We start from the raw sequence: 24505 nt of genomic DNA, 5'->3' as shown, positions 1-24505 counted from the left end.
TGTAAATGTTAAAATGAATATGAACAAAAATTAGAATCTCAAAATGTACAAATTTGTACATTTTTTCTTGTATAATATTTCTAAAAAACTATGACAGGAGTAATATTATGCGGAAAGATGTACTTAACCAAATTAAACTGATAGGGGAGGATTTTGATGTCTTGAATAAGAGTGAATTAGCTAGAAGATTTAACTGTGATAGAAGGACAATTGATAGGTATTTAAACGACCCTAGTTCAGGTACTAGAAAACCTAGAAATCTTAAGAGTAAAATTGACGATTTCAAGGAAACTATCATAGATAAAGTAGATAACTATGGTTCTACCTCAATGTCTGTATATAAGTTCATTCAAAAGAAAGGTTACACTGGCGGTTATCATACAGTTAACAACTTTGTAAAAGATCATAAGAAGTCTGAGATAAAAAAGGCCACATTGAGATTTGATACAAGCCCAGGGTTACAAGCTCAAGTAGATTGGAAAGAAAGCATTAATATGTTCAGTAAACATGGTGAAATATTTGAAGTTAACATATTTCTAATGGTACTAGGATACTCTAGACTTAAATATTTAAAATTAACTGCAGATAGAACTCAGGAGACGTTATTTGAGTGTTTAACCCATGGTTTTAAATACTTAGGTGGTGTCCCTAAAGAAATATTATTCGATAATATGTCCTCTGTTGTTGACAGGAGTAGGACAACCTTTAAAAATGTAGCTATTAATCAAAAATTTAAGTACTTTTCAATAGATGCTGGATTTGAAATAATAACCTGTAGACCATATAGACCAGAGACTAAAGGTAAGGTAGAGACCTTGGCAAAGTTAGTAGATAGATTAACCCCTTACAACGAAGAATTTGATACATTTGAAGAGTTAGAAGCAATAGTAAATACATTTAATATGGAGATAAATAATGAGATATCACAAGCAACTAATGAAGTTCCTTTATTACGATTTCAAAAAGAGAAAGAGTATTTAAACCCTTTACCTAAAATGGATGTGCTTCTATCATATTTCCACCACGAAAAAGAGTACAAGGTATCCAAAGAATCTATGATCAGGTATAAAGGGAAAAAATACTCTGTACCTACCAAATATATTGGTAAATATACAACAATTTCAGAAATTGATTCTGAAATATATATCTATTATACAAAAGATTTAATTGCTTGTCATAGGATATCTGATAAAATTCTTCATTACAAAAAAGAACATGTAAAAGAAATACTTCGTTCAGATGCTCTGAAGCATTATTCAGATGAAAGGATTGAGGAATTCATTGAAAACAACTTAAAGAGTATGGATATTTTTCTTGAGGAGTGATTAATATGACAAGCTATACAAAACTACTTAATAATCTAGAGACTTTAAAGTTAGAGAAATTTAGAAGTTACTTGCCTAACTATATAGAGGAAATAACTAAAAATCAAATTCCATTTACGGAAGCATTATTACACTTGACTGAAAAAGAATTAGATTTTAGAAATGATAGAGCTTCAAAGATTCAAATAGCAGTATCTGCTTTCCCATTTGAAAAGACACTAGAAGATTTTGATTTTGATTTCCAACCATCATTAAATAAAGCTCAATTGTTAGATTTGGAGAGCTTAAGGTTTCTAGAAAACAAAGAAAATATACTTTTTTATGGGTCCTCTGGGGTAGGAAAGAGCCATTTAGCTGTTGCACTAGGAATTGCAGCAGCTAAAAAAAGATATATAACATATTTCATATCCTGCCATGATCTAATTATGCAACTAAACAAAGCTCATGCAGAGAATAGATTAGAAGCCAAGTTAAAGCACTTTTCTAAGTATAAGCTGCTAATTATAGATGAAATAGGATACTTACCAATAGATAAGCAAGGTGCAAATCTACTATTTCAGCTAATAAATAAGAGATATGAAAAGAATTCAACGATTATTACGACTAATCAACCATTTAGCAAGTGGGGAGAAGTATTTTCAGATATAACCCTTGCTAATGCAATTCTAGATAGGCTAATACACCATTCAACAATAATAAAAATAACTGGTCCTTCTTATCGTTTAAAGGATAAGATGGATCAGCTTGAATCAAAGAAAAGTAGTAACAATTAAATTCTAATTAATGTACATTTTGAGATTCTAAAAATTATACATTTTGGGATTGACATTTACAAATGCCTGTTCTGTTGTCCTAAGCATAGGGTTGCCATTAGAACCAGCATTTGCAGCAAAAATAGGCGTTCCCGTAAAGCCGAATATATGATAATTTTTAAATGCCTTTTTGATTGCCATGTGCATATCGCCAAACTGTGAGCGATGGCACTCGTCGAATATCAGCACAACATGTTTTTTATATATATCATGCTGTTTGTTTTTTCGGATAAACACATCCAATTTTTGAATAGTCGTTACAATGATCTTGTATTCATGAGGGTTTCCCTTTTCATCTCGATCTTCCAATTGTCTTTGAAGAACTCTTGTTGATGTGTTCCCATTGGCTGCTCCTTTTTCAAATCGATCGTATTCCTTCATGGTTTGGTAGTCCAAATCTTTACGGTCAACTACAAACAATACCTTGTCTATATATGGCAATGCAGAAGCTAGTTGCGCAGTTTTAAAGCTAGTCAAGGTCTTTCCTGAGCCTGTTGTATGCCAGATATATCCTCCAGCATCTGTTGTCCCCATTTTTTTGTAGTTGGTTGATACTATAATACGCGACAATATGCGTTCAGCAGCGGCGATTTGATATGGGCGCATTACAAGCAGCAGATCCTCGGATGTAAACACACAGTATTTTGTAATAATATTCAAAAGGGTGTGCTTTGCAAAAAATGTTCTAGTAAAATCCACAAGGTCAGCTATGACTTTGTTGTTCGCATCTGCCCAAAAGCTAGTAAATTCAAAGCTGTTGCTTGTTTTTTTTCCTCTTTTGCTTTCGCCTTTGTTTTGCTCCTTTAAATGAGCATTTCTTGTAGTGTTACTGTAATACTTTGTATGCGTGCCGTTTGAGATTACGAAAATCTGCACATACTCAAACAAGCCCGAAGATGCCCAGAAGCTATCTCGCTGATAGCGGTCAATTTGATTAAAGGCTTCACGTATGGATACTCCTCGACGTTTTAATTCCACATGTACAAGAGGCAATCCATTTACAAGCACTGTAACATCGTAACGTGTTTCATGCTTGCCACCTGATTCCTCATATTGGTTGATAACCTGCAAGCGATTGTTGTGGATATTCTTTTTATCCAAAAGGTATATATTTTTAGTTGTTCCATCGTCCCTCTTTAGTATTTGAATATGGTCGTCTTGAATTTTTCTTGTTTTCTCGACAATGCCCTCATTGGTATTGGCAATGCATTCTGCAAAAAATCTATTCCATTCACCATCGGTAAAAGTAAAATCATTGAGTAATTCAAGCTGTTTACGGAGATTCGAGATAAGCGCAGCTTCATTGTGTATTGTAATGTATTCGTATCCTTGCGAGATTAAAAGGTTGATAAACTCTCGCTCAAGGTCAGCCTCGCTCTGATACTTTTCAGGGCGAACGCTGTAATCTGCTGTGTATTCGGAAACTACCGTCGCTTCGTCGGTACTTGCAACGATGTTATATATACTCATGCTTTCACCTCATTTGCTCCCTTAGCGTCTTTTGGACGAGCAGGGAAAGCTAATAATTTATCCCTGTAATATTCATATTGCTTTTGTCGTGATGTAAGCTCTGCTGTAAGCTCTGTTGTAAGCTCTGTTGTAAGCTCTGTGAAATTGTCCAGTATTCTGACAATTTCTTGCTGTACAGGTAGTGGGGGAAGGGGGATTTTTATTTCCGAATAAATACTAATCCACAGCCTTTTGTGTTCATCCGATGAATAACCTATATTATCCATAACATGATATATATAACGCAATGTAACTATATCAAAATCAGCAGTTAAAATCTTAATTGCAGATGATTTTATCTTAAAAGGAAAGTCAACCCACTTAAACGCTCCTGTAAAATCATCAAAGATTATAACAGGTTTTTCCTTAGAGGCATTGTATATGTTATCCATTTCATTGGTATATCCGAGTATAAATGATTGCCCCGCAGTTAAGACAGGAATTGAAAATTCATCATTATAATTGGTGCTTTTAACTATATATTTTGATGGTTGTTCATAATTTACTACACTGCCTATACTTACATACTCCACTCCATCAGGGCAATATTTAGCAATCAATTCATCTAATTTGCTCATTGTTCCTTCTCTGCCACGAATAATTGTTCCATTCTCACCTAACTTTACAACAGGTACTTCATCTCCAAATGTCAACAGCAAATCCCTATAATACTCATACTGCTTTCTTCTTGCTGTAAGCTCTGCTGTAAGCTCTGTTGTAAGCTCTGTTGTAAGCTCTGTGAAATTGTCCAGTATTCTGACAATTTCTTGCTGTACAGGCAGAGGTGGGAGGGGGATTTTAATGTTTTTTGCAATAGTCCAATGACGATTATATCCTCTTGATGGAATGTCAAGATTGCAAAAAGCATAATAAATATATTTTGTGTTTAAATCTTCAGTAACGGGAATAAATACTTTTGTTCCACTATCACCTTGGGCAAATTTCTGATCTGCATATTTTACAACTCTCGTATGATCTCCAAAAATAATACAAGGCAATATAAGTGGTACAGCAGATTCGTCATCAGTATATCCAGCAATATACGCTTGGCTTTGGTCTATTATTGGGATATCTCCATTCTCTTTGTAATCTTTCTTTGAAATACTATTAGGAGCATTATTGTTTTTTAGCACTTCTCCTAATGCCACATACTCCACTCCATCAGGGCAATATTCAGCAATCAATTCATCTAATTTGCTCATTGTTCCACCTCTATCTCTGCGATAATCTTGTCGATTTCTTCTCTTAAAAGCTGCTCTCTTGCAACGATTCTTTCTATCTCCTTATTAAGAGCGACTATATCTATCTTCTCCCTTGTGTCCTCCTTCTCTACATAAGTGGAAACAGAAAGATTGTAGTCTTGCTTTGCTATTTCACTGTTAAGAACAAGTTTTGAAAAGTGTGCAATGTCCTTTCTCTCCTTAAAGGCATTTAAAATATTCTCTATGTTTTCATCCGTCAGCTTGTTGTTGTTGGTAACTTTAACAAATTCTTCTGAAGCATCTATAAATAATGTGCTGTTTTCTGATTTGGATTTTTTAATTACCATAATGCAGGTGGCAATGCTAGTTCCATAAAAAAGGTTGTCAGGCAACTGGATTATGCAGTCGATGTAGTTGTTATCGACAAGGTATTGCCTGATTTTCTTCTCGGCACCTCCTCTATACATTACCCCGGGGAAACATACTATTGCTGCTGTTCCATTTGTCGCAAGCCAAGAAAGACTATGCATGATAAAAGCAAGGTCAGCTTTGGATTTCGGAGCTAATACTCCCGCTGGCGAAAAACGCGGATCGTTGATTAAAATAGGATCGCTATCGCCTTTCCATTTGGTGGAATATGGAGGATTTGAAACAATCGCCTCAAAAGGCTCATCATCCCAATGTTGTGGATCAGTCAATGTGTCGCCCAAGGCAATGTCGAATTTGTCGTAGCCGATATCGTGTAGAAACATATTTATTCTGCATAGGTTATATGTCGTTATGTTGATTTCTTGGCCAAAGAATCCTTGTCGCACATTTTCCCTTCCGAGAATTTTAGCAAATTTCAAGAGCAGAGAGCCAGATCCACAAGCGGGGTCGTATACCTTGTTGACTTCGGTTTTGCCTACCAATACAATGCGGGTTAGCAATTCAGAAACTTCCTGAGGTGTATAGTACTCTCCGCCGCTTTTTCCAGCGTTTGACGCATACATGCCCATTAAATATTCATAGGCATCGCCGAAAGCATCAATTGTATGATCTTTGTAATCGCCTAATTTCATATCAGCGATAGAATTAAGAAGTTTTACCAGCTTTTCGTTGCGCTTTGCCACAGTGGTGCCCAATTTGTTGCTGTTAACATCGATATCATCAAACAAGCCTTTTAAATTGTCTTCACTTTCTGTCCCTTGCGCTGACGCCTCTATGTTTTTAAATACCCTTTCAAGAGTTTCGTTTAAGTTCTCATCTTCCTTTGCACGAGCGCGGACATTTTCAAAAAGCTCGCTAGGCAAAATAAAAAAACCCTTTGCATTAACCATATCTTCTCTGATCTCTTCTGCTTCTTCATCGGAAAGCTTTGCATAGTCAAAATCTAAATTCCCTGCTTCCCATTCACCAGCGTTTATATAAGCGGAAATATTTTCAGATATGTATCGATAAAACAACATTCCGAGGACATATTGTTTAAAGTCCCAGCCGTCTACGCTGCCTCTAAGGTCATTTGCTATATTCCATATGGTACGGTAAAGTTCTGCACGTTCTTGTTCTTTTTTGTTGTTTTCCATAAATCAACTTCCTTCCATTATATTTAAAATCATCATAAACCGCTGTACAGGCACTCATAATAGCGTCTATATCAAAAGTTTTTATATGACAATTAATTTGGTCTCTTATTTATATATTTTTTCCATTATAGCACATTTTGTTCAAATTCGGCATGACAATGTGAGAAAAGGCATAGCCGAATATCAACGACTATGCCATATTTTTTAGAAATTATAATTCACTATCCGACCGCTTAAAAATCTAATCTTTTTAAATTAGTTCTTTTCAAGTCTTATTCCGGTTAGTTCTCCATTTAAGTCTTGTTTTTGCTCAAATTCTTCATCTACTTTTATGATGTCTGTGGCTAAAGTTTCTTTTTTGATATAGTCTTCAAACTTCATCACCGCTTTTTCTATGCTGTCTGGCCCATTGTAATATATTTTAATGGTGTCTAGTATCTCATAATCATTGTTCTTTCTCATTTGCTGAACTTTTGATATGAATTCTCTTGCAAATCCTTCGTCTATTAAGTCTTGAGTTAGTGTAGTGTCTAGTATAACAAATAGATTGTTTTCCATCACTACGTTAAATCCTTCTTTAGAAGAAATGGTTACGGTTACCATGTCCTTGTCTATATTTACATCTTCCCCATCTAAGTTTAATGTTAAAGTCTCTCCGCTTTCTAATTTTTCTGAGACTTCCTTAGCATCCAAAGTTTCTAAAGCTTTTGAGAAACTCTTTATTTTTGAGCCCAAGACAGGCCCTGCTACTTTGAAGTTTGGTTTTAGCGAGAAATTCATAAATTGAGATAGATCTTTCTCAAATACCACTTCTTTTACATTTAGCTCTTCTTTTATTAAGTCAACTATATCAGATATTGTCTCTTCATATTTCCCGTCTATCAACACTTCTTGTAGTGGTTGTCTAACCTTTATTTTTACACTTTCTCTAGATGCTCTCCCAAGAGCAACTAAATTTCTAACTAGATCCATCTTCTCTTCTAATTTTTTGTCTATGAGTTTTTCATTTACTTCTGGATAATAATCCAAGTGAACGCTCTCGTTATCAGTTAGATTTCTATACAATTCCTCTGCTATAAATGGCACAAAAGGAGCAATTATTTTAGTTAAGCCTACCAATATCTCATAGGTTGTATTGTAAACTGCCTTTTTATCGTCATCTAATGAAGTAGACCAAAATCTTCTTCTATTTCTCCTTATATACCAATTTGATAAGTCTTCTATTACAAATTCTTGTATATCCCTTACCGCTCTTGTTAATTCAAACTGTTCCATATTTTCTTGGGTTTCTATTAATAAGCTATTGAATCTTGAAAGTATCCACCTATCTATTTCAGGTCTGTTTTCGTATGGAATGTTGAATTCTCTTGGGTCTACTTCATCTGTATTTGCATAAAGGCTGAAGAAGTTGTATACATTTCTTATACTTCTAAAGAATTTAGATTCTACTTCTTTCAATCCATCTTCATCAAATTTTGTTGGTGTCCATGGTGGTGAAACATATATTAAATACCATCTTAAAACATCTGCTCCATATTCGTCAAAGAGTTTAAATGGATCTACAGTATTGCCTTTAGATTTAGACATTTTTTTGCCTTCTTTGTCTAAAACTAAATCATTTACCAAGACATTTTTATATGGCGCTTTCCCTGTTACAAATGTTGAAATTGCTAACAAAGAGTAGAACCAACCTCTTGTTTGATCAATTCCTTCACAGATAAAATCTGCAGGGAATAGTTTGTCAAAATCATCTTTATGCTCAAATGGATAATGATGTTGTGCAAATGGCATTGATCCACTGTCAAACCATACGTCAATTACATCTTTTTCTCTTGTCATCAAACCTCCGCATTCAGGACATTTAAAATGAACATTGTCAACATATGGTCTATGCAAATCTAAATCTCTATCTATATCTTCAATAGCTTTCTCTACCAATTCATCTCTTGAGCCTACACTCTCAATATGACCGCATTCTTCACATCTCCAAAGTGGGAATGGAGTCCCCCAATATCTTGAACGAGTTATAGCCCAATCATTTAAGTTCTCCAACCAGTTTCCAAATCTCTTTTCTCCGACAAATTCTGGATACCAATTTACTCCATTGTTATTTTCAATAAGTTTGTCTTTGAATTTTGTCACTTCAATATACCATGATGGTTTAGCATAGTATAATAGCGGAGTGTGGCATCTCCAGCAATGAGGATAATTATGAAGTATTTTTTCCTTTTTGTATAGCTTCCCATTTTCTTTAAGCCATTTTATAATATCTTCATCAGCATCCATTACAAATTTACCAGCCCATGGTGTTGTCATGAATTTTCCATCTTCACCTACTGGGTTTACTACTGGAAGATTATATCTTAAGCCAGTGTTGTAGTCATCTTCGCCAAAAGCAGGTGCAGAGTGGACTATACCAGTTCCATCTTCAGTTGTTACATAATCTCCAAGAGTTACAAAAAATGCTTTATCATTTACTTTAATAAATGGAATTAATTGCTCATATTCGATATACTCTAAGTCTTTTCCCTTTAGTTCTTCTAATATTTCATATTCTTTTTCTAAAACTTTGTCAGCTAGGTCTTTGGCAAGATAATAAATCTCACCATCTGAAATGACTTTTACATAAGTTACTTCAGGGTTTACAGTTAAGCAAACATTTGATGGCAATGTCCATGGTGTTGTTGTCCATGCTAGAAAATATTCATTTTTGTCTTTGAGTTTAAATTTCACAGTTACAGTTTCTGTCTTAATTTCTTCATACCCTAAAGCTACTTCATGTGAAGCAAGTCCTGTTCCGCATCTTGCACAGTATGGCAAAATTTTATGGCCTTCATAGAGCAATCCTTCTTTATTCATTTTGTCTAGTATCCACCAAACTGATTCTATATAGTCATTTTCTAAGGTGATGTATGGATTGTCTAAGTCTATCAAATATGCCATTCGCTCTGTCATTTCCCGCCATAATTTCTCATATTGGAATACAGACTCACGACACTGTTTGTTAAATTCTTCTACACCGTATTTTTCAATATCTTGTTTGTTCTTTAAATTCAGTTTCTTCTCAACTTCAATCTCAACTGGGAGTCCATGTGTGTCCCATCCAGCTTTTCTCTTGACTTGATAGCCTTTCATGGTTTTGTATCTGCATGTTAAATCTTTTAAAGTCCTGGCCATGACATGATGTATGCCTGGTTTTCCATTGGCTGTCGGAGGTCCTTCATAAAAGATGAATGGATTGTTTTCATCTCTCGTATCAACAGATTTGTGCAGCAAATCAATCTCTTTCCAATATGCAGAGATAGACTTTTCTCTCTCACTTACTGGTGCGTTAGATAATTCGTTAAACCTTTTCATTTTTTCTCCTTTCTATTGAAAAATCCCTAAGTCAATGACTTAGGGACGAATGTTCGCGGTACCACCCAAATTACAGCTTAGATAAGCTGTCACTTTATGCATATATCGCATAGCTTGCGTCGTACCTTACTAAAGCTTTCAGGTACAATGCTCAAAGGTGATATTCGCAAATACTTGCATAGCGATCTTACACCGTCGATCGCCTCTCTGGAATGCTTATATAAGCTACTCGTCCTTTTCATTGCATATAATACTTTTATTAATATATCTTAAAATATTGCACTTTGTCAACTATTAGTTGTCATTATCTTGTAGCTTTCTCAACTTATATAAAGTGGATTCAGCATCTAAATTGACATCTTCGTAAGTTAGATATTCTCCTTTTTTTATATCTCTAGTGACAGTGGCTTTTTTGTTTATCAAACCTATAGGCACTAAATTCTCTTTTTTAGCTGTTTCATAACTATCAATTGATCCAAATACAGTATATTCGCCTATGCCATCTAAATGTTCACCTTTTTTTAGGTCTTTTTTTGCCCTTGTTATAACTTCAGCATATGGGTGATTTGACTTTGGCACTATGGAAGGTTCATTTAGTATTGCTGCTTTTGCAATTGATATAGGCGTTTCAAGACTTGTCAAATGATATGGTCTGTAAAGAATGTAGTTAGGGCCATCTCCCATTTTTAAAAATTGCATTTCCTTATGTACAACAGGTAAGTCAGTCGTAATGATAGCATATACACCAGGTGCAATCCCATGAGTATAATCTACTATGCCATATTTATTTAGTATCCCGCCATTTTCCTTTAAACTGTATATTTTGGGCATGTCTTCGACTTTCGCTGTTACTCCATGTGCTCCTCTTATGTCGGGAACAAATCCAGTAGCATTTGCCATAGCTGCCAATTCTACCATTGTATTAGTTCCGTCAATAAAGGATGCAAGTCTAAGTGGCTTAAGCCCTTTTCTGATTGCTTCTTCTTCGACCATGTCAGGTGTAATGTAATAATCGAGCGGATTATTTTTGCCTTTTCCAATCGCTAGAACTTCAAATCCAGATATCGTAGCAAAATCATACAGTTCAAGGGCTGCACCTGGTTCATCTCCCGCAGAGCCTGTGTAAACTACTCCTTTTTCTTTTGCAAGTTTGTTTAAGTAAGGGCCTACTACAACGTCAGCTTCCACATTTAGCATGACTATGTGTTTCCCTTCATTTATCGAATTTAAAGCAATACTTGCTCCTGTTTCAGGTACTCCAGTAGCATCTAACACTACATCAACAAGACCCGATTTAATCGCAATTTGCCAATCGTCTGTAACAGCGTATTTCCCTTGTTCTAGTGCTTTATCTATATCTTTCGTGTTTTTTGCATGAATTATATCTTCTTTTTTTATGCCAGCAAATTCCAACGCTTTATAGCAGTCTTCAATTTTATTGCTGCAAACAACAGAGGTCTGCATGCCATCAACTCTTGTCACTTGGCTTACAAACCCTTTTCCCATCATTCCGGCACCAACTAAACATACTCTTATTGGATTGTTTTCATCTTGTCTTTTTTTCAAATTATTCTTTAGACCTATCATCATTTCCTCCTTAAATAAGGCATTTAATCTATCCTATTTAATAGTAACACATTTTTTACCAAATTAAACGATTGTTTAAAAGCTATCATTTCGATGCATTTAACCCGGCAACATATCCGCTTGACCAGGCCCATTGGAGATTATAGCCTCCGCAGTCTCCGTCAACATCTAATATTTCGCCGCAAAAGTACAACCCTTTTACTTTCTTTGACTCTAAAGTTTCAGGGTTGATATCTTGTGTCAATATGCCTCCAGCAGTGGTTTGAGCTTGTCCCCATCCCTTGTCTCCAATTACTTTAAATCTCCAGTCTGTCAATATATGTGCAAGCTTATCAACATCTTGTTTTGATAATTCTTTAACCAATTTATTTTTATCCAAGTGGATCTCTTTTAAAATCGGAATAATGAGTTTCTTATTTATAAGTCCAATAAGTCCCAATTCAATAGTCTTAGTTGGCATGTATGAAAATCTTTTTAGCAAATAATTTCTAAATTCTTCACTGCTTTTATCAAATAATTTTAGTTCTAGCTGCACATTTCTCTTTTCACTAATTCCCCTGACAGCTTCTCTGCTAAGTTGCAAAATTGGCGGACCTGATACACCATAATCAGTAAATAGTATCTCTCCTTTTTCGCTTCGATTTAGTTCTCCATCTATGTATAAATTTGCTGACCCTTCAAACTTCACTCCATCCATTGCTTTCAATTTGTCTGATTCTAATTTAAGCTGCACAAGTGCAGGAGTTGGAGTATTTATACTGTGCCCAAATTCTTTTCCAAACTTGTACCCGTTTCCATCTGAGCCGCTTACTGCCATTGCCATTCCACCAGTTGCAATGATTACTTTATCTGCATGAAAAGTCTCACCAGTTTTGGTTTTTATTAAAAAATCTTTTTTCTTTGATATTTCAGTTACATATGCCCCTGTAACTACATTTACATTGAGCCTTTCAAGTTCGTATCTCAATACATCCAATACGCTAGAACTTTGTAAGGACATTGGGAAAATCTTTCCTTCTTCTACTTTAGGCATAATTCCCAATCTCCCAAAAAAATCCAAAGTGCTGTCCCTGTCAAAAATCTTTAAAACATTCTCAATGCATTTCTTATTCGAACTATGAAAATAGTCTAAACTCATGTCAGCATTTGTATAGTTGCATCTCCCATTCCCAGTTACTAATAGTTTTTTACCTATACGATCGTTTCTTTCTAACAATGTCACATAAGAATTATTTCTCCTTGCAATTATAGCTGCAACAATTCCCGAGGCTCCTCCTCCAATCACTATAACATTTGGCAATTTTAGAACCCCTCCCTTTTTATTTTACTCATACATTTTATATTTTTTTCTCTGTTTTGTCCAATTTAAAAGGAGATGCGTCATAAAGACATCTCCTTATAGTTCAAATTTGAATTTTTGCCATGGTCTTACATAGTCTAATAAAAATAGTTCTTCTTCCCTTATACTACCTACTACACTACTTTTCCCAGAATTTGCCATGGATTTTAATGCAATCTGAAGTTCTCCAGCGTAATGCTCATATTGGCTACTTTCAATAATTATATCTCCTCTTTTTATGTCAACTGTGTTAATCGGTTCAAAGAGATGCCCCTTATATTTTACTCTGCTTTGAGTTGATCTTATCATGTACTCGTTTACATCTCCTCTATTGAAGTGGAGTTCGTCCAATATTATGCTTTTCTCTATACTCCCTAAGCCTTCAATCAAATTAACCTTAAATGTCAACAAGTCCTTGTTAAGATTGCTTAGTAGTTCTAATTCATCTTTTGAAGCGTAACAATTAGATATAATCAAATCATCTATTAATAAAGTGTTTAACAAGTCCTTCGCTTGAACATCTATCGGCAGAAATCTGTGTTCTTCAAGCGTAGACAATCCCTCGTTTATATCCCAAGGTCCAAATGTAGCATTGTTAGAGGTTACAAAAGCTGCAGTTCTAAGACCGTATTCTTTAAATGCTAGCGAAGTTTCCATAAAGTGTTTTCTTGATAATCCTGTATATCTGTGTGGGTAAAAGTTGTGGCACCCTATTAAATTGTCTTTATTGGGCAAATAGCTCATAATATTTTCAATATATTTTGGATTGCTGCTCATGTTGAGTTCAATTTTCAATCCATAAGGATTATATGACATTTCGCTTTCTTCGTTGCCGCTAAACCCCATATCCAGCCTAAGCCCTGATAGACCTAATTCTTTAAAAGGAGAAAGGTCTTTGTGGTTAATATTTAAATACTTCAAAACTGAAGGTGAAACATCTGCAATTACTTCCATCCCTAATTTTGTTGCGTATGCAGCTAAATTTTTAAATTCCTCGAGCGAACTATCTTTGTTGTTGTCATCGACAAACAACAAATTTGTAAATATCCTGCTAAATCCATATTTGTGCGCTAAATTGATATATTCAATGTCATTATCTCTTTCTGATTTATTAGGATAAATAGATATCCCTAATTTGTGCATTGTTTTTCTCCTCTCTTTACTATCTATACACGATTTCGTACAGATCAACAAATTCCCTTGCAATATCTTTCATCATTATCGAACCCATTAAGTGATCTTGCGCATGAACTAAAAGCAATGAAAATTCTTTTCTATCGCCCTTAGCTTCACTTTGAATCAGTTTAGTTTGGCTTTTATGGGCGAGTGATATCTTTTCATCTGCTTTGTCTAAGGCTTCTCTTGCGGATTTTATATCATTATTTTTAGCGAAAGCTATCGCCTCCATACAAACGCTTTTAGCCTCGCCACTATTGTTAATCAAGTCCATAATAATCAACTCAAGCTCTTCAGTCATTATATGTCACTCCCAGCTATTTAATCTTCCTATAAGTCTATATTATACTACTTAGAGAATAAAAATTGTAATAATGTTATTTTATATGGGTAAGAACCTAAATTCTTACCCATATGTCTTATTTGTTTTGAATTTTTTGCTTGTCGGCCAGTTTGACGAATGGCAAATATATCAGAACAGCAACAGCTAGATTTATGGCAGCCAATATTGCGGCTTTTATGCTGGCAGCATTTGCACCAGTTGATAAAAAAGCGCCAATTATAGGAGGTGTAGTCCATGGTATTGCAATATAAGTTGGAGGGGCAAACCCTATTGCTGTTCCAATATATGCGATTAAAGTAAGTATTCCAGGAGTAATCAAAAATGGAATGAATAAAATTGGGTTTAGAACAATTGGTATTCCAAACATCATAGGCTCATTTATTTGGAAAATACCTGATGGCGCTGATAGTTTTGCAACTTCTCTATAATCTTTTCTGTGTTTTGCCGCGTCTTTTATCAGCTCTTCGCTGTCGATATTTTTTAAATGCTCTCTTAATGCCAAAGTTACTTTTTCGTACAATTCATTCTCTTTTAAAATTTCATCTATCTTTTTTATGCCATCACCCTTTAATATATCAATCGCACTAATAAAAGGAGTGTCAATATTGTCTATGTTTAGCGTTGATACTAAGGCTACAATATTGTATTGGTTCTTAAGTTTTTTAATTCTGTATTTTAAATCTTCATTGTCGATAATATTTAGATTAATTACTCTGATTTCATTCTTATCAACATTTTTCTCAATTATCGCTTTTATTTTTGAAGATGCTCCATCACCAGTTAAACAAGCTGATATTATCACATTTTCTTTCTCTTTTTGCTCATTTTGGTCAATCTTTAAAGTACTGATATTGGATGATAAGCTAAACACTATCTCATCCAAATCATATCCTAAAACCGCTTTGCGGGTAACTTCAAGCGCAATAGGAGTGCTGACTGAATCTATTGTCAATATTTTCTCTTTCACGAGTTCATACATGGTTTTAGGCTGCATGTTAAGAGGCATATCGATGGCATGTGCATGATGTTCTCCTATTATTGATTATGATATAGTCTTCATCTTCAGATTTATATTTTAAAAATGCCTTTGCACACGCTAATTGAATGTCAGACTTTAGTTGTCCAATATTGTTGGGGCAGTCATATAATAGATAAGAGATTAATGAATTTCTATTGATGTAAATGTTCTTTCCTATTCGATATGATTCTTCATTTAAAAAATTCTCAATCAACATGTATTTTTCTATTAGAGGTCTTTCCCTTATAGGAGGTAAATTTATTATCATTGGAATTCTCCGAGTGAATGTCTTTAATAAATATGAATCCGGATTTTCTGTTGTTGCTCCGATTATCCTTACATTTACCCTTATTTCCTTTTCAGTCTCTCCAAGCGGCCTAAAAAATCCATTGTCAATATATGTAAATAGCATCTCTTGCCCTTGGGGAGAAAGCCTATGAATTTCATCTAGAAAGATAAATCCTCTATGAGCTTTAGATAGTAAACCCTCTTTGTCTTTGTCAGCTCCTGTATAAGCTCCCTTTTTCACTCCAAAGATTTGGGAAATCAATAAATTTGGATTATCTGCGTAATCGGAACAATTAAAAGTTACAAAGGGAGCATCACTTGGGATTATATGAGATTCTATCGCAAATCTATGCATTAGCTCAGCAAACATCGATTTTCCTACACCTGTTTCACCGAGTATAAGACAGTGCAATCCATTGGGTGGATATATTACTGATGCTTTTGCTTGCTGTATAGAAGACTTTAAGCTTCCTTTTGCTCCAATCATCATGTCTAAGCTGTTTTCTAATGTATTAATTTTATTGTAGGAGCTTTCTTCGCTCTCGTTTGTCTTAAATAAAACAGGCCTTCCTGATGATTTTGTAATCCTGCCTTCAGTGCACAAAATATTTAAGTATTTGCTCACATTTGATCTATCTATTCCAAGCATAGATGCAACATCCGATGCGCTCACTCCATCTTTTTTTTCTTTCTGAAGTTCTAATACTACTTCGTAGATATCATCTATTCTATTCAAAGCTTTCACCTCTAATTTACTTTGGCTTAGCTTCATTATATCAGATAAATTTTAATAATCTAATTATTATTTACTTTTGATAAAATAAGATTTAGTACAATTCCAACTAGAGCTGCAAAACTTAATCCCGTGATTTGCACAGTTTCTGATATTGGTATGCCTATTACCACTCCAGATATCTCTGAAAGTTTTGTAGAGAACAGCCCAAGTACCAGGATAGTAACCATTACCAATATATTTTTCAAATTAAATTTTACTTTGTTATTCTTGATGGTCTTAACCCCAACTAGTGCTATCATGCTAAACAGCATTACGCTTATTCCGCCCATGACTGCTTGCGGTATCGTTGTTAAGATAGATCCGACTTTAGATATGAAGGCAAGTATTATAGCAAATATAGCTGTTAGTCTAAGAATTGATGGATCGTAGTTTTTAGTTATGGCCAATACTCCTGTATTCTCTCCATATGTCGTATTAGCTGGGCCTCCAATTAAAGCTGCAAAAGCTGTAGCTAAGCCATCACCTAATAAAGTTCTATTAAGTCCTGGATCTTTGATAAAGTCTTTTCCCACAACTTGACCGTTTGTTGTTATATCCCCGAGATGCTCCATGAAAACTGCTAATACAACTGGCGCTATTATAGCTATTGCTCCGATGTCGAATTTAGGAAGTGTAAACTTTGGAATTGCAAACAGAGATGCTTCTTTTACTATGCCAGCATCAACTATACCCATTTTATAAGATATCATATATCCTGCGATTACTCCTATCAAAATTGACAGTTGTTTTAAAAAACCTCTTCCGAATAGATTGAGAAGTAGCGCTATCCCTAAGGTTATTATTGCAATGGTATAGTTCTGGCCTGCCATATTCAAAGCTACAGGCAATAGATTTAACCCTATTACTATTATCATTGGCCCAATTACTTGTGGTGCAAGCACTCTCTGTATTCTTTCTATGCCAATTTTGTTTATCAGCAACGACATTAGGACATAAATTAATCCAGCAACGAATATCCCACCTTGGGCGTATGCTAGATCTCCATTAAATAATTCTTTAACTGTTAAAATAACTGGGATAAATGCGAATGATGAGCCTAAAAACACGGGGACTTTTTTCTTTGTGCAGAAATGAAAGATGAGAGTGCCAACTCCTGCACTAAACAATGCTACTGACGGATTTAGACCTGTTACAATTGGAACTAATACTGTGGCTCCAAACATTGCTATAAGATGCTGAATGGCTAAAAGCCCTTTTTTAAAGTTGGCTATGCTTAAGCTAAAAGCAGAGCTCTTCTTAATTGCGTTATCTACCATAATTATTCTCCTTTCCAGCCTCACGGGACTGATTTAAAGTATTTTTATTCTTATTGAGTATAGCATTGTTATTTATAGTATGCAAGAAATATTTTATTAAAAAAAAGATAGACATTTACTTGCTTAGTAAATATCTATCTTGGAAAGTTTAGTCTTTTTTTATGAAATTATGTGAATAATAAAATTCAACATTTATATATTCTTTTAATAGCTCTTGGTTTCTATCGTTTAATTTATTTGTGTATTCTCCATTTTCTTTATAATATACTTTATTTAGCACATCCACAGATTGTTTTAAATCATTTATATACTGCATGTATTCATTGCCTTTTAAACCCATTAAATTAAACAATTCCGGCATCAAGAAATTTGGACTTATTGTTTTTCCTTCCCCTTTAAACACATCTCCAAATACATCCTTGGCACTGTCATTTCCCCAAATAATATATGGAGTTTCGTAGTAATTCACCATTCCTTGAGGAGTTTTCATATCTATGTCTATTCCTAGCATCTTGTATCCAATGTCGTCGTTTCCTAGCCATGGTTTATGGTCTCCAAATAAGACAACAACTGTAGGTTCTTCTTGATTTCTAAAATATTCAATTAACTTCTCAATCGCAGCATCCGTTCTCTTTATACCAGATAAATAATTATTTACTATATTAAAAGCTTTTCTATCATAGCTGTCTTTAAATTCTATAATGTCATTCCCCTCTATATATTCATCTGAATAAGGTCCATGGTTTTGATATGTCACGCTAAAATTAAAGTAAGGTTTAGTTGAATTTTCATATCCTTCTATTATGAAATCAAAGAAATCATAATCCATAAAGAAGTATTCACTTATTTTGCTATATTTATTCTCATAATAATCAAAGTTTTGAAATCCTAAATACTCATTTACATTTCTTCTATTGTAAAACCACCCGTAAATAGGATGCATTGCTTCTGTATAATAACCCTGTTCGTCAAAATACCATACAAATGAATTTGTGTCTTTATAGTATCTTGGATGATTGTGATAACCTGTTAAAAAACTTCTCTCAGTCTCAATAGTGCCCCCACCAAATACATCAGTTATTAAATTGCCATGGTAAGATTCTAATTGTAATTTGTGGAAATATTTATATGGATCATCTTTCCAAACTATTGATTCATATTTAGAAAAATCGCTATATGACTCGAGCATTATCGCTATGACATTTACTTTCTTTTCTTCAGGAATGTCGTTATACTCATATGATGAAAGTATTTCTCTTGCTTTATCTTTGTCATATCCATCAGGCTCTTTTTCAAATGCTTCCCTTATGCTGTGAATAAAAGGGTACACAAATCCTTTTGCTTGGAATTGCTGAGTTTTTGACCAAGGATTTATTAATGTTTGATCGCCCAATTCTGCGTATACTTTCGTGTCGCTGTAAGTGTTGTCGAATAAAAAGTAACTCAATAAAATGACGAAAATAAGACTTGCGATCCTAATTCTCTTCGTATCGACTTTGTAGTTTGCAAAAAAATACAACATCACAGTAATGGCTATTATTCCAATAACCATTATTATCATATTTCGGCTAAAAACTATTGGGTATTTTTGCGCCATATCCATCGATTCTCTCACTAATAGAATATCGATGAATTTAAAAGGATCGTCTCTGTAAGTCAATTTGAATTTATTGATAATCGAAAAAGCGACCCACAAGCCCGTCGAAATAAAATAACCTAAATACAATCTATTCGTTATCAAATAAATAAATAAGAACAAAAGAAATATAGGCAAAAAATTTAGCAGTATGAGTTTGGGACTCTGAAAATAACTTATAAACATTTCCATATCCCATACAGCTCTTGAAAATACAAAAGTCAAAGCCATTGTAATAAAGCTTAGCACAGTTATAATGCTTAATACAAAAAAATTAGCTGTTATTTTGTTTTTAAAATTTATTATTTTTCTTTCTTTATTTTTTTTCATAACATCATCTCCATTTTATACAGTCTATATTATAACATATTTGACCTATTCATCAATAAGCTTGAGATGATTTTATCCCAAATGAAATGAGAGTTGATTATCAACTCTCATTGTAGATTACATTCTAATAGTGCCTCTAGCGCGTATTTATAGCTATGAAATCCAAATCCAGAAATTTGCCCAATACAGGCAGGTGCTATTACTGATTTGCGCCTAAATTCTTCCCTATTATATATATTTGTGATATGAACCTCGATAGTATTAATTTCAACTGATTTAATAGCATCATATATTGCATAGCTATAATGAGTGTAAGCTCCGGGATTTATTATAATTCCATCAGTTGATCCATATGCTTTCTGGATAATGTTTATAATCTCCCCTTCTGAATTTTCTTGGTAGATATTAACATCTACCCCCAGTTTTTTTGCTTCTTCTCTTATAAATTTGCACAATTCCTCATAAGTATTTACTCCATATATGTTCTTTTCTCTTGTGCCTAAGAAGTTTATATTAGGTCCATTTATCACAGTTATTTTCATCTGACTTCCTCCAGACTTTTATCTATTTCACTGTACAAATCTCTTACGATTGTGTCTATAATGTTTTCTGAGATGCAGATGTCGTTCCATATTTCTTGAGATTTTACAGCTTGAGCTACCAACATATATAATCCGTTAATTGCCCTTAGGCCTTCATCCTTTGCCTCTTTTAAAAACAATGTCTCAGAAGGGTTGTACACCAAATCTATAGCATATTTAAAATTCTTTAAATATTGTCTGCTGATAGGTGATTCTTTTACATTAGGAAACATTCCAATTGGTGTTGTGTTTATTAATATAGAGCAATCAGTGACTTCAGATATATCTTGATATCCGATTATCTTATGCCCTTTGTATTTTAAACTTGCTGTTTCAGGATTTCTTGATGCTATTGTAATATCCCCTACACTATTATCTATGAGATATTGAATGACAGCTCTTGACGCTCCTCCTGTGCCTAGTATTAAAATATTTTTATCCTTTATTTCAACATCATATTTTCCAAGCATCATTCCAAAACCATAATAATCAGTATTATAGCCTATTGAAGTATCGTCTTTGTCAATTTTTATTACATTCACGGCTCCAATCTTAGTGGCTTCTTCACTTAGCAAATCCAAATAATCTATTATATCTACTTTGTACGGGATAGTCACATTTACGCCGCTAAATCCCAAAGCTTTTAGGCCAGAAACAACATTTCTTAGATTTGCTTTTTTTACTTCATAGACTCCATAACGTCCTTTGATGTCTAATTTGTTCAATATTCTACTGTGTATAAACTGTGAATATGTGTGTCCTAAATTTTCTCCAATCAATCCAAAATTTTTATTCATAATAGCACCTTAACAAAATATATTCTTTTATATACACTACATTTTTCACTTTATTTCTTATATAATGAATATTTCTCTAAAACGCAATTTTGCTCTTTAGAAAAAATAATTTATTCTCTCAATTGGAACGCTTTCAATAAATGCTTCACCAATTTTTCTAAGAATTACAAAATTTAAATTTCCTGACAAGTTCTTTTTATCAAGCAATACATACTCTCTTATTTTTCCCATGTCAACATTTGGTAGATTGTAGCTTATGTGAAAATTCTCCAAGAGCTCTTCTAATTTACATCTTGTACCTTGTTCAGTATAGCCTAGCTCTTCAGTTTTTCTTGTAATATAGTGCATCCCAATAGCTACTGCTTCTCCATGTGATATATTGTAATCAAAATACTTCTCTAAAGCATGAGCTAGAGTGTGCCCAAAATTTAAAAGCATTCTTTCGTTATTGTCTTTTTCGTCTATTTCCACTATTTCTTTTTTTATATTGCAGCAAGTATAAATAATATATTCCAAAGCATTAAATAAATCTCTTTTGTTTTTTATTTTCATTAAATAATTAAAAAATTCCACATCCTTGATGCATGCATATTTGACAACTTCGCTCAGACCATTTTTTATTTGCTCATCAGGAAGTGTATTTAACAACGCTGGGTCAATAATCACTTTTTTTGGTTGATAAAAACTCCCTATTAGATTTTTCCCTTGCGACAAGTTTACAGCTACCTTCCCACCAATACTCGAATCTATTTGGGCAAGCAAAGTTGTAGGGACTTGAACAAATGCAATTCCCCTCAAATATGTTGCTGCTGCAAAGCCAGTTATATCACCTATCACTCCACCACCTAATGCTATTACAAGGTCGCTTCTTGTTAAAGCAAAATCGACAAAATTATTATATACAATTTGAAGAGATTCTAGTGATTTGCTTTTCTCTCCTGGATCAAGAACAATAAAAGAGGTTTCAAAATTGGATTTCTCAAGAGATTTCTTCACAGTGCTTCCATATATTCCATAGACATTGCTATCTGTTACGATTGCAATTTTTCTTCCATTGTAAATTTTTCTTATTTCATCTCCAATATTTTTCAACAGCCCATCTTCAATGGCTATATCGTATTTGTTCGATTTTGCTTCTACTTTGATAACTTTCATTTTTTCTCACTTTTCCATAATTGTATTTGAATTTTAATTCTGCTAAATTTCTCGTCCTTCGAGCTTAGCAAGTGCCTTTAATTTTTCCATTAGCTTAGTAAAGTTTTCTGGCTTTAAAGATTGTTTCCCATCGCTTAGTGCCTTTTCTGGTTCATTGTGAACTTCAATCATCAATCCATCTGCTCCTGCCGATATTGCTGCTTTAGATAGAGGTTCAACCATCCACCATAACCCCGTGCTATGGCTTGGATCTACTATAACTGGCAAATGGCTTAATTTTTTTAGAGCAACTACCGCACTTAAATCTAAAGTGTTCCTTGTAAAATTTTCGAATGTGCGAATGCCTCTTTCACACAATATTACATTTTCATTCCCACCTGCCATAATGTATTCAGCAGATAAGAGAAATTCCTCGATTGTGGCAGAAATCCCTCTTTTTAAGAGTATTGGCTTGTTTGTTTTCCCAAGTTCCCTTAACAGTTCATAATTTTGCATATTTCTTGCCCCAACTTGTATGACATCTACATAATCTATAAATTTATCAATATGGTTTATCGACATGATCTCGGTGACTATTGGCAAACCCGTCAGTTCTCTTGCATGCTTTAAAAGCTCCAATCCCTCTTCTCTAAGGCCTTGAAAGCTATATGGAGAGGTTCTGGGTTTAAAAGCACCACCTCTTAAAAAATTCGCGCCTGATTCCTTTACAAATTGTGCAATAGACAAAATTTGATTCTCATTTTCTACTGAACAAGGCCCTGCTATGATTGCAAGTTTTTTATCGCCTATTTTTTGGTCGCTAACGTCAATTATTGTGTTTTCAGTTTTATATAGCTTACTAGACTTCATCTGAGAAACTTCGGTTGGCATTAGCTTATCTATTGCTTTATTCTCTTCTAAATCTTTTAAATCTAATGAATTAATATCCCCTTTTATCCCTAATATATGATAATTTAGTCCTATTAATTCATAAATTTCCAAGCCGGATGAATATATTTTTTCTTTGATTTTATCTATATCCGCTTCGGTTGCGGTATCATTTAAAACTAATATCATTTTATTACCTCCGGATACTATTAGTTGTTTGTATTGACCGGTTTCTTTGCATTTAGAATAAAAAGGAGTCCTATAAGGGCTCCAGATATTCCATAAAGATTTGTCTTAACTATCAATAATCCTACCACATTATCAATAATTGTCAACATCTAAATGGTTCCCTTATTCCAAGACTAAAAAGTTTGATTTTCAGAATAAATTGGTATATAAATAATAGTCATTTAATAGAAGGAGATAATTATGAGAAAGATAGATTTAAAGTTTAAAAATAGAAATGGCATTACCTTAGCAGGTACATTAGATTTGCCTGAAGATAAGGAACCTCAAAGTTTCGGGATATTTGCTCATTGCTTTTCCTGCTCTAAGCAATATAAATTGATTGTAAATGTGGATAATGAGTTGACGAAAAATAATATTGGAATTTTTAGATTTGATTTCACAGGATTGGGAGAAAGCGAGGGCGATTTCTCTAGCACTAATTTTTCCACGAATGTGATGGATTTACTTGATGCTATTAGCTTCATAGAAAGTGAATTTGGGAATGTAAATGTTCTTCTCGGTCATTCAATGGGCGCAGTAGCTGCCATGAGAGCTTCGCTGGAGGCCAAAAACCTCAGAGCTTTAGTCACTTTTGGCGCACCATATAGCTTTGAAAATCTAGTAAAGTTGTTGCAAAACTACAAGGATGATTTTAACCTAAGAAACGAAGCTATGATATCAATAGGGGGTAGAGAGCTTAAAGTACAGAAAGCATTAGTTGAAGATATCTCCTCTCAAAATATCCCTGAATTTATATCAAATATACCTGTTCCGTATATGATTGTTCATTCGCCAATTGATGAGATGGTGCCATACTCGGATGCTATTAAAATCTTTAATCAGGCTAAAACAACAAAGAATTTTTTATCTGTTAATAATGCAAATCACATATTTACTAATAATGAAGATTCAATTTTTGCAGGTCGAGTAATTAGTGAATGGCTTAAAAGATATGTATAAAACAATACCCCATTGTCATATGACAATGGGGTATATATCAGTCTGGCAGCTACCTACTCTCCCAGGACGTTGCCATCCAAGTACCATCGGCGTTAAGAGGCTTAACTTCTGTGTTCGGTATGGGTACAGGTGTTTCCCTCTTGCTATCGCCACCAGACGAAAACTACATATATATCTTCTTTAAGCAAACTTTTTACTTAGGTCAAGTCTTCGGCATATTAGTACCACTTAGCTTAGATCATTGCTGACCTTACACTCTTGGCCTATCTACCAGATTGTCTTTCTGGTGCCTTATTCTTACGATGGGAAATCTCATCTTGAGGGGGGCTTCGTGCTTAGATGCCTTCAGCTCTTATCCCTTCCAAACTTAGCTACTCA

General features: G+C 34.1%; 19 protein-coding genes, 2 rRNA genes and 1 other annotated feature. Of the genes, 3 read left to right on the top strand and 18 right to left on the bottom strand.

The features are described from left to right. The first annotated feature begins 107 nt into the window (after positions 1-107). Positions 108-1325 carry an IS21 family transposase gene (gene istA, locus BO51_RS07945; protein WP_074366709.1) on the top strand — a complete coding sequence of 406 codons (1218 nt, stop codon included), beginning with the start codon at positions 108-110 and terminating at the stop codon, positions 1323-1325. A gap of 5 nt (positions 1326-1330) precedes the next feature. Then, positions 1331-2098, top strand: a complete 768-nt coding sequence (gene istB, locus BO51_RS07940) for an IS21-like element helper ATPase IstB (RefSeq protein ID WP_496484766.1) — start codon at positions 1331-1333, stop codon at positions 2096-2098. 27 nt (positions 2099-2125) lie between these two features. Here the strand turns inward: istB and BO51_RS07935 are convergent, their stop codons facing one another. The 16 genes from BO51_RS07935 to aroF all read right to left on the bottom strand — a co-directional run bounded on the left by BO51_RS07935 (position 2126) and on the right by aroF (position 23128). Further along, positions 2126-3607: a type I restriction endonuclease subunit R gene (locus tag BO51_RS07935; RefSeq protein WP_496485614.1), complete on the bottom strand. Its 1482-nt coding sequence runs from the start codon at positions 3605-3607 to the stop codon at positions 2126-2128. Continuing rightward, positions 3604-4848, bottom strand: a complete 1245-nt coding sequence (locus BO51_RS07930) for a restriction endonuclease subunit S (RefSeq protein ID WP_496485613.1) — start codon at positions 4846-4848, stop codon at positions 3604-3606. The genes BO51_RS07935 and BO51_RS07930 overlap by 4 nt, the downstream gene beginning before the upstream one ends. Continuing rightward, complete coding sequence (locus tag BO51_RS07925; protein WP_496485611.1) at positions 4845-6413, bottom strand: type I restriction-modification system subunit M; 1569 nt, start codon at positions 6411-6413, stop codon at positions 4845-4847. The genes BO51_RS07930 and BO51_RS07925 overlap by 4 nt, the downstream gene beginning before the upstream one ends. A 255-nt stretch (positions 6414-6668) precedes the next feature. Then, positions 6669-9770, bottom strand: coding sequence for an isoleucine--tRNA ligase (gene ileS, locus BO51_RS07920; protein ID WP_496485609.1), 3102 nt, complete (start codon positions 9768-9770; stop codon positions 6669-6671). A 38-nt stretch (positions 9771-9808) separates the two neighbouring features. Next, positions 9809-10021, bottom strand: a binding site (T-box leader). A gap of 43 nt (positions 10022-10064) precedes the next feature. Next, positions 10065-11357, bottom strand: a complete 1293-nt coding sequence (locus BO51_RS07915; protein ID WP_496485607.1) for an NAD(P)H-dependent oxidoreductase — start codon at positions 11355-11357, stop codon at positions 10065-10067. 85 nt (positions 11358-11442) lie between these two features. After that, a complete protein-coding gene (locus BO51_RS07910) occupies positions 11443-12657 on the bottom strand; it encodes a BaiN/RdsA family NAD(P)/FAD-dependent oxidoreductase (RefSeq protein WP_496485605.1) in 1215 nt (404 codons plus the stop codon). Positions 12658-12753: 96 nt separating this feature from the next. Continuing rightward, the gene (locus BO51_RS07905) at positions 12754-13839 is read right to left on the bottom strand and encodes a DUF871 domain-containing protein (protein ID WP_496485603.1); all 1086 of its coding nucleotides are present in this window, start codon (positions 13837-13839) and stop codon (positions 12754-12756) included. 19 nt (positions 13840-13858) lie between these two features. Beyond that, the gene (locus BO51_RS07900; protein ID WP_496485601.1) at positions 13859-14173 is read right to left on the bottom strand and encodes a PTS sugar transporter subunit IIA; all 315 of its coding nucleotides are present in this window, start codon (positions 14171-14173) and stop codon (positions 13859-13861) included. A 118-nt stretch (positions 14174-14291) separates the two neighbouring features. Further along, positions 14292-15194 (bottom strand): PTS transporter subunit EIIC, encoded by a 903-nt coding sequence (locus BO51_RS07895; RefSeq protein WP_496485599.1) that lies wholly within the window; start codon positions 15192-15194, stop codon positions 14292-14294. A gap of 16 nt (positions 15195-15210) precedes the next feature. Further along, complete coding sequence (locus tag BO51_RS07890; protein WP_496485598.1) at positions 15211-16257, bottom strand: sigma 54-interacting transcriptional regulator; 1047 nt, start codon at positions 16255-16257, stop codon at positions 15211-15213. A gap of 59 nt (positions 16258-16316) precedes the next feature. Further along, the gene (locus BO51_RS07885) at positions 16317-17573 is read right to left on the bottom strand and encodes a uracil-xanthine permease family protein (RefSeq protein ID WP_496485596.1); all 1257 of its coding nucleotides are present in this window, start codon (positions 17571-17573) and stop codon (positions 16317-16319) included. 148 nt (positions 17574-17721) lie between these two features. Continuing rightward, positions 17722-19539: an LTA synthase family protein gene (locus BO51_RS07880; RefSeq protein WP_496485594.1), complete on the bottom strand. Its 1818-nt coding sequence runs from the start codon at positions 19537-19539 to the stop codon at positions 17722-17724. A 107-nt stretch (positions 19540-19646) separates the two neighbouring features. Beyond that, a complete protein-coding gene (aroQ, locus tag BO51_RS07875) occupies positions 19647-20081 on the bottom strand; it encodes a type II 3-dehydroquinate dehydratase (protein WP_496485592.1) in 435 nt (144 codons plus the stop codon). Further along, entirely contained in the window at positions 20078-20917 is an 840-nt protein-coding gene (gene aroE, locus BO51_RS07870; RefSeq protein ID WP_496485590.1) for a shikimate dehydrogenase, read from the bottom strand. Before aroE ends, aroQ begins: the two co-directional genes overlap by 4 nt. 96 nt (positions 20918-21013) lie before the next feature. Further along, the gene (gene aroB / locus BO51_RS07865) at positions 21014-22072 is read right to left on the bottom strand and encodes a 3-dehydroquinate synthase (RefSeq protein ID WP_496485588.1); all 1059 of its coding nucleotides are present in this window, start codon (positions 22070-22072) and stop codon (positions 21014-21016) included. A 42-nt stretch (positions 22073-22114) separates the two neighbouring features. After that, positions 22115-23128: a 3-deoxy-7-phosphoheptulonate synthase gene (aroF, locus tag BO51_RS07860; RefSeq protein ID WP_496485586.1), complete on the bottom strand. Its 1014-nt coding sequence runs from the start codon at positions 23126-23128 to the stop codon at positions 22115-22117. 240 nt (positions 23129-23368) lie between these two features. Between aroF and BO51_RS07855 the strand changes: the two genes are divergently transcribed. After that, positions 23369-24127: an alpha/beta hydrolase family protein gene (locus BO51_RS07855; RefSeq protein WP_496485584.1), complete on the top strand. Its 759-nt coding sequence runs from the start codon at positions 23369-23371 to the stop codon at positions 24125-24127. A gap of 40 nt (positions 24128-24167) precedes the next feature. Here BO51_RS07855 and rrf read toward each other — a convergent pair. Together rrf and BO51_RS07845 are read right to left on the bottom strand one after the other, a co-directional pair. Continuing rightward, a 5S ribosomal RNA gene (rrf, locus tag BO51_RS07850) occupies positions 24168-24284 on the bottom strand. 41 nt (positions 24285-24325) lie between these two features. Then, positions 24326-24505, bottom strand: a 23S ribosomal RNA gene (locus BO51_RS07845); the annotation flags it as partial.

It is taken from the genome of Soehngenia saccharolytica DSM 12858, from assembly GCF_059568515.1.
This window is presented reverse-complemented; position numbering and strand designations above follow the sequence as displayed.

What these genes read in the sequence shown, in the direction of transcription:
- istA (WP_074366709.1), top strand. Translation starts at nt 108, where the DNA reads ATGCGGAAAGATGTACTTAACCAAATTAAACTGATAGGGGAGGATTTT.
- istB (WP_496484766.1), top strand. Translation starts at nt 1,331, where the DNA reads ATGACAAGCTATACAAAACTACTTAATAATCTAGAGACTTTAAAGTTA.
- BO51_RS07935 (WP_496485614.1), bottom strand. Translation starts at nt 3,607, where the DNA reads ATGAGTATATATAACATCGTTGCAAGTACCGACGAAGCGACGGTAGTT.
- BO51_RS07930 (WP_496485613.1), bottom strand. Translation starts at nt 4,848, where the DNA reads ATGAGCAAATTAGATGAATTGATTGCTGAATATTGCCCTGATGGAGTG.
- BO51_RS07925 (WP_496485611.1), bottom strand. Translation starts at nt 6,413, where the DNA reads ATGGAAAACAACAAAAAAGAACAAGAACGTGCAGAACTTTACCGTACC.
- ileS (WP_496485609.1), bottom strand. Translation starts at nt 9,770, where the DNA reads ATGAAAAGGTTTAACGAATTATCTAACGCACCAGTAAGTGAGAGAGAA.
- BO51_RS07915 (WP_496485607.1), bottom strand. Translation starts at nt 11,357, where the DNA reads ATGATAGGTCTAAAGAATAATTTGAAAAAAAGACAAGATGAAAACAAT.
- BO51_RS07905 (WP_496485603.1), bottom strand. Translation starts at nt 13,839, where the DNA reads ATGCACAAATTAGGGATATCTATTTATCCTAATAAATCAGAAAGAGAT.
- BO51_RS07900 (WP_496485601.1), bottom strand. Translation starts at nt 14,173, where the DNA reads ATGACTGAAGAGCTTGAGTTGATTATTATGGACTTGATTAACAATAGT.
- BO51_RS07895 (WP_496485599.1), bottom strand. Translation starts at nt 15,194, where the DNA reads ATGTATGAACTCGTGAAAGAGAAAATATTGACAATAGATTCAGTCAGC.
- BO51_RS07885 (WP_496485596.1), bottom strand. Translation starts at nt 17,573, where the DNA reads ATGGTAGATAACGCAATTAAGAAGAGCTCTGCTTTTAGCTTAAGCATA.
- BO51_RS07880 (WP_496485594.1), bottom strand. Translation starts at nt 19,539, where the DNA reads ATGAAAAAAAATAAAGAAAGAAAAATAATAAATTTTAAAAACAAAATA.
- aroQ (WP_496485592.1), bottom strand. Translation starts at nt 20,081, where the DNA reads ATGAAAATAACTGTGATAAATGGACCTAATATAAACTTCTTAGGCACA.
- aroE (WP_496485590.1), bottom strand. Translation starts at nt 20,917, where the DNA reads ATGAATAAAAATTTTGGATTGATTGGAGAAAATTTAGGACACACATAT.
- aroB (WP_496485588.1), bottom strand. Translation starts at nt 22,072, where the DNA reads ATGAAAGTTATCAAAGTAGAAGCAAAATCGAACAAATACGATATAGCC.
- aroF (WP_496485586.1), bottom strand. Translation starts at nt 23,128, where the DNA reads ATGATATTAGTTTTAAATGATACCGCAACCGAAGCGGATATAGATAAA.
- BO51_RS07855 (WP_496485584.1), top strand. Translation starts at nt 23,369, where the DNA reads ATGAGAAAGATAGATTTAAAGTTTAAAAATAGAAATGGCATTACCTTA.